Source organism: Mesorhizobium sp. LSJC280B00, assembly GCF_000502835.1.
In the GTDB taxonomy this organism is placed as follows: Bacteria; Pseudomonadota; Alphaproteobacteria; order Rhizobiales; family Rhizobiaceae; genus Mesorhizobium.
Genome location: NZ_AYVL01000076.1, coordinates 1 through 6,599, shown reverse-complemented (window position 1 = coordinate 6,599; position 6,599 = coordinate 1). Strand labels below are relative to the sequence as shown.

8 protein-coding genes are annotated in these 6,599 nt (G+C 59.3%); 1 reads left to right on the top strand and 7 read right to left on the bottom strand.

Annotated elements, in window-relative coordinates:
* From X773_RS0140400 to X773_RS72950, 5 genes are all read right to left on the bottom strand, one after another.
* Window positions 1-511, bottom strand: a 511-nt coding sequence (locus X773_RS0140400) for an Hpt domain-containing protein (protein WP_031213415.1), incomplete at its 3' end; no start/stop codon positions are given.
* Window positions 508-1,227, bottom strand: coding sequence for a chemotaxis protein CheW (locus X773_RS72965; protein WP_051406275.1), 720 nt, complete (start codon window positions 1,225-1,227; stop codon window positions 508-510). The genes X773_RS0140400 and X773_RS72965, both read right to left, overlap by 4 nt.
* Window positions 1,224-2,477 carry a protein-glutamate O-methyltransferase CheR gene (locus X773_RS72960; protein ID WP_023680841.1) on the bottom strand — a complete coding sequence of 418 codons (1,254 nt, stop codon included), beginning with the start codon at window positions 2,475-2,477 and terminating at the stop codon, window positions 1,224-1,226. Before X773_RS72960 ends, X773_RS72965 begins: the two co-directional genes overlap by 4 nt.
* A complete protein-coding gene (locus X773_RS72955; protein WP_023680840.1) occupies window positions 2,474-2,938 on the bottom strand; it encodes a chemotaxis protein CheW in 465 nt (154 codons plus the stop codon). Before X773_RS72955 ends, X773_RS72960 begins: the two co-directional genes overlap by 4 nt.
* Before the next feature lie 7 nt (window positions 2,939-2,945).
* Complete coding sequence (locus tag X773_RS72950; RefSeq protein WP_023680839.1) at window positions 2,946-4,604, bottom strand: methyl-accepting chemotaxis protein; 1,659 nt, start codon at window positions 4,602-4,604, stop codon at window positions 2,946-2,948.
* Between the two features lie 660 nt (window positions 4,605-5,264).
* On the opposite strand from X773_RS72950, the gene X773_RS72945 reads away from it, so the two are divergent.
* Window positions 5,265-5,549, top strand: coding sequence for a PilZ domain-containing protein (locus X773_RS72945; RefSeq protein WP_023680838.1), 285 nt, complete (start codon window positions 5,265-5,267; stop codon window positions 5,547-5,549).
* A gap of 467 nt (window positions 5,550-6,016) precedes the next feature.
* On the opposite strand, the gene X773_RS77095 is transcribed toward X773_RS72945, so the two are convergent.
* On the bottom strand, window positions 6,017-6,280 hold the full coding sequence (locus tag X773_RS77095) for a hypothetical protein (protein WP_156937516.1): 264 nt from the start codon (window positions 6,278-6,280) through the stop codon (window positions 6,017-6,019).
* On the bottom strand, window positions 6,277-6,599 hold a 323-nt coding region (locus X773_RS77885; RefSeq protein WP_210164211.1), incomplete at its 5' end, for a hypothetical protein. The genes X773_RS77885 and X773_RS77095, both read right to left, overlap by 4 nt.

Below are 6,599 nucleotides of genomic sequence, written 5' to 3'. Positions count from 1 at the left end.
GTTGAAGAAGTGGTTCCGATCGAGCGAGGACGCTCGTCTCCTTCGCCGAAGAGGCCCACGGCGCCTCCTGCGGGGCAGCATTTGAGCCGGCGAGCTCCGTCTCTGATGCTGTCGATGGGGAGGATGCCTGCTCAAGCGCCAGCAGAAAACCGGCTATTTCCAGTTTGGCGCTCTCATCGGCCGAGGCAGGCTCACTCGCTATGGATCCGAGGAGATCGACGCCTTTCAAAAGTGTATCGATGTGCTCGCGACTCAGGCTGAGACGCCCCCGCTGTGCGGCGACCAGGCACTCTTCCATCGCGTGCGCAACTTCCACCGCCGGCGTCAGATCGACGATCCGGGCCGCCCCCTTCAGCGAATGGGCAGCCCGCATGCAAGCGTCGAGACTCTGGGCGGACACGGGATCGCGTTCGAGCGCTAGCAGACCGGACGTCAGGGCCTGCGACTGCGTCTCCAATTCGGCCCGAAAGAGGTCGAGCATCGAAAATTGGCTGTAGTCCGCGCCGCTCATGCGATAGCTCGATCGAGCATGGCCAGCAGCAGCGCCTCGTCCAGACAACCGACCGCGCCCCTTCGCCACGAGACCATGGCTGCCGTCATGGTCGAGGACGCCTTGCCAACGGTAGCAGGCACGGCAAGCTTGTCGCTCTGTTTGAATCGATAAATGCCGTGCATTTCGTCCACAGCAAAAGCAACGCGCTTGTCGCTGTTGCCGACGACGATAAGACGCGGAAATGCCTTGGTCCGCGTGTCCTGTACCCGCGTTTTGCGGTCGTCTACTCCGAGCAGTTTGGCCAACGAAACGCAAACCAGCAATTCGCCTCGAACATTGACGATGCCGAGAACCGCACTGTTCCTGCGGTGTGGCAGCGAATGAATGCTACGCAGCTCGGCCACTTCTTGGAAGCAGCCAACCGGAAGCGCCAGCCATTCCTCGCCGAGACGAAAGACAACGACCGTCTGAAATGCACTGCCCTCGGCATTCCCGACTGGTTCATCGGTCCTTGCCTGGGCAAAATGTCGGGCCCACTCGTCCCGATAGCCGGGCGGCAGCGGACGGTTCAGGAGGTTCCGTGCGATTTCCTTATAGGTCGGGCAGTTCCGGCAGTGGAGATGCTGCTCCAGTTCAGGGCACGATCTGTCACCACGAATGCCTATTTGCCGCCAGCAGTCGCCGATGGCGATGTCCGGCACCGATGATGCGCTACCGGGCTCAGCTGACGTCAAGTGCCGCTCCTTTTCCCAATCCGACCGAGCCGCCCGGTGAGTGCCTCGGCACCGGCGATGTCACCCTGCTTGCGAAGCAGCAGCGCAAGATGCGCGAGGGCTTCTTGATGGCGGGGTTCGAGATAGAGGGCCTTGCGATAGTTCTGGATCGCCTCGGAACGCGCATCTTCTGCATCCTGAGCTAGCCCGAGCAGATAGAAGATTTCCGGCGAGGGACCGTATTCCCCGAGATGCGTCAGCGCGAGTTCCTTTGCTTCCGCAACTCGTCCGGCATTGGCGGTGCGTTCTACAGAAGCGAGGCTTTGGGCCGCCCGCTCAGACGGGTGGACGGAGCGCTCCACTTTCGCTGCATTGCTGGAGGCCGGCCGGATCGGGCTCAGCACTTTGCTGACGTCAGAGATAGGAGCAGGGGTGGCAGGACCGAAGCGCGACTTGGAGGGGGCAACCGTCCGGGGCGCCTTAGCCGGCTCCACGTTCGTGAACGCAAATGCCATGGGTAATCGCGCTGAAGCAAAGCCGTGCAGAATCGGAAGGCCTGATTCCGCTGGACCGACGAGCAGCAGGCCATCTGGCGCGAGGAGGGTCTTCAGACAAACCAGCGCGCGATCTTGCAGGTTTCGGTTGAAATAGATCAGCAGGTTGCGGCAAAAAATAATGTCGTACGGTGCCGGCCCATACGAGGCCGCAGGATCAAACAGGTTGCCAAGCCTGAACCGGACTTGCTTCAGGACCCGCACCTCAGGCCGTAGTCCGCCTTCGGCCGCTTCGAGATAGCGCCCTCTGAATTCGAGAAAATCGCCGCGAAATGAGTTGCGCCCGTAGACCGCGCGCTCCGCGGCCGCGAGATTGCCCGTGCTCACGTCGACAGCGTCAATCTTGAAATCCTGTGCTCCGAAACCAGCATCGAACATGGCCATCGCCATCGAATAGGGCTCTTCGCCTGTCGAACATGGTAGGCTCAAGAGCATTATGGGTTGACCCGGCCGCATGCGCGCCCGTGCATGACGCGTCATTGCAGTGAAAGCTTCACGATCTCGGAAGAACCATGTCTCCGGTACGACAACCGCGTTGATCAGTTCCTGGAGCTCGGATGGGGAGCCAGCCAGCAACTGCCAATAATCTTGAAGCCCGCTGATCCGGCAGGCTGACATCCGCTCCCGGAGCGCGTGACGGATCACCGACAGACCGACAGTGCCGCTGTCCAGTCCAATCTTTTCCCTCAATAGCTGTTCGACCGCACCAAACATCATGAACTCATCGCGACCTGACGGAACAACGTTTTGCGAATGTCGTCCGATAGCAGCGCTTCGGCCCTGACCCACTGGACAAGTCCTCTATCGTCGGACGCCACGGGGCCCAAGTAGGGCGGAGTTCCCGCCTCCATCCCGGACGGCGCGAAGTCAGAAGGATCCCGCTCGAGCATATCGGTCGCTCGTTCAGCAACAAGCGCAAGCAGGTGGTTCTCACCATCCTTGGTTGGATAGCGTATCAGAACGATTCGTGTGCTCAGCACCAGCGCCGAGGGGCGGCCAAGCGCAAGCAGGCTGAGATCGATCATGGGAACGGGTAAGCCCCGGCAGTTGATTAGGCCTACTACGCCGTTCGGCGCGCCCGGCAGCGTTCTCACGCCAATGTAAGGCAGGACCTCTTCAACCTGCTCCATGTCCAGCACATACCGGTCGCCACCTATACAGAACCCGAGGAATAGCATAGTCGTCCTAGCTCGCAGGCACCTCTCGTAGCGCCCGCAGTTTGAAACGGGAAATGCTGCTGCGTAACCCGCCCGAAACCTGATTGAGTTCGTCGATCGCGAGCGTGGATTGCTGGAGGGATTCAACCGTTTGCTGAGCGGCTTCGCTCAATTGTATCAGCGTCTCACTGATCTGCGCTGCGCCCGTTGCCTGGGCCTGCATTCCTTCATTGGCGACTTCGAAGCGTGGTACCAGGCCCTGGACCTGCTGAATAATCTCGTAGAGTTGGCCGCCGACCTGCTGCACATCTTGCATGCCACGTCGGACCTCCTCGGAGAATTTGTCCATGCCCATGACGCCGGCTGCGACGGCGGATTGAATTTCCTTGACCATCTGCTCGATGTCGTATGTCGAGACGGCGGTTTGGTCGGCAAGCCGCCGGATCTCCGTTGCCACGACCGCAAAGCCTCGCCCATATTGCCCCGCCTTTTCAGCCTCGATTGCGGCGTTTAGCGAAAGAAGGTTGGTCTGGTCGGCAACCTTGGTGATCGTGGTCACCACCTGATTGATATTGCCGGCCTTATCGCTCAGGATCGCAAGTTTGGAATTAATCGCGGTGGCGGCTTCCATGACGTGCTGCATGGTTGCCTCCATGCGTGCCAGCCCTGCTTGTCCGCCGGTGGCGAGCGTGGCGGTTTGCTCGGCGACCGCAGAAACTTCGCTCATCGTTCGTACGAGCTCATTGGAGGTTGCCGAGATTTCCTTCGCGGTCGCTCGGATTTCGGTCGTAGTGGCCGCGATCTCATTTGCGGTTGCCTGCTGTTCCTTTGAGGTGGCGGCCACCTCGGTTATCGATGTGTTGACTTGAATGCTGGATTTCTGAACCTGGCCTATCAGCGTGGTGAGATCATCGGCCATGGTGTTGAAGCCCTCAGCCAGCGTGTCAAACTCGTCCTTGCGCTTCAAATCGAGGCGCCCGCTGAAGTCGCCCAGGCGCATTACACGGACGAGATCGAGCAATCGGCCAAGCGGGACACTAACGGCACGGAATAGAAGATAGCCGCACAAAAGGGCCAAACCGAGTGCTACGAGGAACCCGGCAATCAGGCCCAACTTCGCTGTGCGGACGATCGAACCTATCTTTTGGGTCGAGCTGTTTGCCTCTCCTCTATGGTCCTCGACCATGGCTTGCAGAGCCGATTGCAATTTCCGAAAGATCGGCTCCACATTGTTCTTGATGGCCGGGCGCTCGTTGGGGATCTCTCCCTTCGCCAACGCGGCACGACTGGCATCCAGTACGGCGGCTTCGGCTTGGCGGAATTGATCGGCGAGGTCCTTGACGACAGCGTAGTTCTGCTTGTCCAAATCGGACTCAATGGTCTCTTCATACTCGTCCATCGACCGTTGCAGGGCGTCGCGGTTCGCCTTGATGGTAGCCTCGAAAGCCCGCTTGTCGGCAGGATTGTCCTGAAGAGCATATTCCTGGAGAAGACTATGGGCATCCATCTGTCCCATCATGATCTGGGTGCTGTGATAGAGGTCCGGAAGAGTTTCCTTTTCCACGCTGGTCGCTTCTTGCTCCGTCTGGAGAAACCAAACGTATGTAATGATGGCCATAACCGACATGACAACCAGAACGGCCGCGAAACTGGCGAGTATGCGGCGGCGTATCGTCAAGCTGTTCATCGGGCTCAGTTCCGCCAGGGCGCTAATTCATTTGTTGGCACGACTAGCCCAGCACCGCGTTGCGACTATGCCGAACAGGCGAGATTCATTCGAATCGCGGAATCTAATGTTGGAAACGTTTCTTTTCCGTTCACGTCGCGCCCACAAGCCGCCTGCGAACGGCATGTACGCGTCCAAACCAATGGCCGATCGCATCGGCCGCAACTGGAAAGTATCTCCAACAGCGCAAAGCGTGCACGGCAAGCAGGCCTCACCTGCACGCGCTCCACTTTGACAAGCCTAGGCGCCAATTGCACGGCATCGAGCGTGGCAACCAACTCCCTCCATTGAAACGCTCGTGAGTCGCGCGTGTTCTCAGCGACGGATTGCTTCGAAGGCCTGGAAAGGGGGCGCGCTGTTTCGCGCGAGAGCGCACATAGCTCGAGGTGGAACTCCTGGAAGCGTCACGCGGGCTTTGATCCCCGGCTTGACCCATTGTGGGGTCGCCGGCGGCCTTGGCAAGCCCTTTGGTAGGAGGCCGGCATGCTCCTGAAACGTACTTCCACAACCGATCCCGCATGTCACGCCGCCTCTGACGATAACGCTATGTTCATCAGCCAAGCTCAATTATCTGGCAGACCAAAAACTACACGAAGCGACAGACGCCGGGAATTAGGCGAAATGGCTGAAGACGAACAGAGGCGCCAACGCAGGCAGCGCGTCTTCAAGGGCGCAACAATCCTGACCGGCATGACCCATTCCGAGGTCACGTGCACGGTGCGCAACATGCATGCCGGCGGCGCCGAACTGAAGGCCTCGATCGACGCTCGCGTCCCCGACGAATTCCTGCTCTATGTGCCGACCGACGGCATCGCCTACAAGGCGGTGGTTCGTTGGCGTCGCGAAGACCGCATCGGCGTCATGTTCACCGGCACCGAGCCAAAGCCGCACTGGCACTACGGCTAAATCCCCTGAACCACACCTCGTAGCCGTATGCTGGGCGGTGATTGACCCCCGTCCTTTGGACGCCTTGTTCCTCCTCCAGAATTTCTTCGACTTAGGTGGCCGACAACCATTCTGGCGCCGACTGACTGCTCGCTTCCATTATCGGTTTGCCGACCATCGTTGGAGATTTCAGAATAGCTACTGCTCTCGCCCTCTCCACCGTCCTGATGGTTTAACGTCCTGATGGTTTAAACAGTGCTCGTGCATTTCGAGACGGTCCGAGTCGTCGCGAGGATGCGGCGCTGGTGGGGTCGCTCTGCTCGTGTGGAACTGCTCGCATTCATCACGCCTGCGTTTGTCGCGTACCTGCTCGGTATTGGGCAGGGGAATAAAGGGCGCTGTTCCCCCACAAGCAGAAAACCGGCCTTCCCCTTGCTTCGGCCTGGGGCCTGCAGCACCGACACGGCACCCGGTAGCGGGTGCCGCCTTCATCTTTTCATGCCGTCGCGAATCGTCACGTGATCGGTCCGAAAGGTGATGGTTTTGGTCCGTCGAGACGACAGCGACATTCGCCTGACTGGGAACGACAGGGTCAGAGTGCCTGTCATATCAGGGAACCTCGTGCAATTTGTCGACCAGCCCACAAAATTCCAAAAAAACGGACCGTTCGCTTTGAGGTTGAGTTGCGCCTTAGTGCTTCCCTTGTGATCTTCCTCAGCGTCCGCTGTTTTGACAGGGAGCGCATTGGTCATTCGGCCCATCGCGCTTTTCTGCGGCCCGCCGTTTCGCCCGACATCATGGAACGATATCGCCCCCCATGTATTAGAAATCCATGGACACTATGGAACCCCACGGCCACGGGATGGCGGTCGATATTTTGACATCGGAAGTTGCCAATGCCAGGCAGCGCATCCACCGGACCGAGCTCGCACTTCAACGCACTGAAGAAATGCTGGCCGAAAATCTCGCGCTGTGCAGCAGGATACGAACTGCGGTCGAGGCCGCAGACCGCTTGGTGAAGATCGATCCCCCCAGCTTTGAAGGACGTCGTGCGGGTTGAACTGGGCCGGC

What these genes read in the sequence shown, in the direction of transcription:
- X773_RS72960 (WP_023680841.1), bottom strand. Translation starts at nt 2,477, where the DNA reads ATGATGTTTGGTGCGGTCGAACAGCTATTGAGGGAAAAGATTGGACTG.
- X773_RS72955 (WP_023680840.1), bottom strand. Translation starts at nt 2,938, where the DNA reads ATGCTATTCCTCGGGTTCTGTATAGGTGGCGACCGGTATGTGCTGGAC.
- X773_RS72950 (WP_023680839.1), bottom strand. Translation starts at nt 4,604, where the DNA reads ATGAACAGCTTGACGATACGCCGCCGCATACTCGCCAGTTTCGCGGCC.
- X773_RS72945 (WP_023680838.1), top strand. Translation starts at nt 5,265, where the DNA reads ATGGCTGAAGACGAACAGAGGCGCCAACGCAGGCAGCGCGTCTTCAAG.
- X773_RS77095 (WP_156937516.1), bottom strand. Translation starts at nt 6,280, where the DNA reads ATGACCAATGCGCTCCCTGTCAAAACAGCGGACGCTGAGGAAGATCAC.